This window comes from Methylosinus sp. R-45379 (assembly GCF_001644125.1).
Lineage (GTDB): Bacteria > Pseudomonadota > Alphaproteobacteria > Rhizobiales > Beijerinckiaceae > Methylosinus.
In genome coordinates this window covers 1-1,708 of record NZ_LUUM01000083.1, presented here as the reverse complement: position 1 = coordinate 1,708, position 1,708 = coordinate 1, and the positions used below count along the sequence as shown (strand labels likewise).

At 44.0% G+C, this 1,708-nt stretch carries 1 protein-coding gene; it reads right to left on the bottom strand.

The window, feature by feature from the left end:
- Positions 1–100: 100 nt before the first annotated feature.
- The gene (locus A1351_RS23700) at positions 101–1,390 is read right to left on the bottom strand and encodes a reverse transcriptase domain-containing protein (RefSeq protein WP_083967115.1); all 1,290 of its coding nucleotides are present in this window, start codon (positions 1,388–1,390) and stop codon (positions 101–103) included.
- Positions 1,391–1,708: the final 318 nt, after the last annotated feature.

Genomic DNA, 1,708 nt, shown 5'->3' with positions numbered 1-1,708 from the left:
TTCCTCGTCGACCTTCCCCGAACGGGAAAGTCGCGCCAGGAGGTGACATTCGCGGCGGTTTCATATTGGGGGCTTACGCGATCAAAGCAAGCGCAGCTACCTAATCCACAGGCGCCGGCAAGCTCTTCTTCGGCCAAATAAAAGGACTTTTCTCTATTTGAGAAATGGCCTCGATACCAAGCAAGCGCCACCTTCCAGCATCATCTGTCCTTGCGTGCTCTGCTCTGTATATGCAAAGCATGTCTTTAATTAAATTGCCAACTTCTATATCGAGACGCTCAAAACATTTTGTATCATTGCAAAATCTATAATGCTTTCCCCATCCTTGCATTATTCCAGATACCTTCCGAAGCGTCTCTATTAGAGACAGAGCTCTATCTAGCTCATTTGAACTTCTATGATCTATAAATGCTTTTTCGCACAATTTAATTGTTGAATTAATCGAATAAATAAGCCGCTGCTGCGACTTTCTGCTTGGCCTTATAAACCCATTCGATAGGTCTATTCCCAAAAATTCAAAACCATTCTCGACGTTTGCCTTTTGTGTTTTTCCAGTAGAAATTCCCATGCCAAGCTTACCAAGCAAATGCACAGCTTTCGAGAAAGCATTCTCTGCAACCTGTTGTTTTGGAGCGATAATAATGAAGTCATCTATATACCTAAGGCACTTAACATCGCTGTGCTTATTTAGTTCATTATCAAAGTCGTACAACAGTATGTTACCGAGAAGTGGAGACAATGAGTTTCCTTGTGCAACACCTATATCTGATATCGGAAAGGCACTTGCATGAGATTTGAGTTGCGCCATATTTTCTAACTCAACAGCAATCGCGCTCGAAAAAAGATCCAAAAACTCTAAATCACTCACCGCGTCAGAAACTATTTTCGTGACGCACGACTTTGGAATTCGCGTAAAAAAACTTGAGATATCTGATCTTATAATGTAAGAGCCTCCAGAACCTATAGCGTCGAGAACGGCCTTTATAGCAGCCGGCACCGAGGCAAAATTATCGTCCTCGCGCTTTTTTACACCACCGAATCTATAGGGAGTATAAATATATTTTTGTATTTCAGGGACAGTAACTAACACATCGTGTATTGCGCGCTGCACAATACGGCTTTCTACCTTTGCAACAACAAGCGGTCTAAAGCTATTTTTGTTTCGCTTATCTTTCGGAATTTTTATTCCCTTCGCAGGCGGGAATTTAAACGTTTTCTTCCGAAGCTCTAGTTGGATTCGTTTTAAATTATTTTGGAGATTCCCAGAAAATTCCTCGATCTCATTTTTTGTGGTTTCGGATTTTGAATTTCTTGCATTGCGATGAATAGCCACCCAAGCATCGTTTAATGTTTTTGTTCTTCTTACATTTAGAGAAAGCTTTTTTGACACTGTCTTGAGGCCCTGTTGGTGAGCCTGACCCGTCCGACAGCAGGTCTGTCCTCAGCGATGGAACCGTTAGGCCCGTATCGCTCAACCGAGACATTCGCCTCGCCGCTGCATTGTGCCCCCAGCTCCCAAGTTCCCCTGATCGCCAAGGCTCCCAACGCAAGAGAGCATTAACTTATCTATACAATCTGCTTGATCTCGGCACAAGCCTTGAAAGCGGCGTTGGAGCCTACATGCATGGTCGCCGCACACCGAAATTTTCAATGGGTTGGGTCGTGCAAAAGATACGCGCGAAAGTCGAGCGCCGATTCGGTCCAAAGC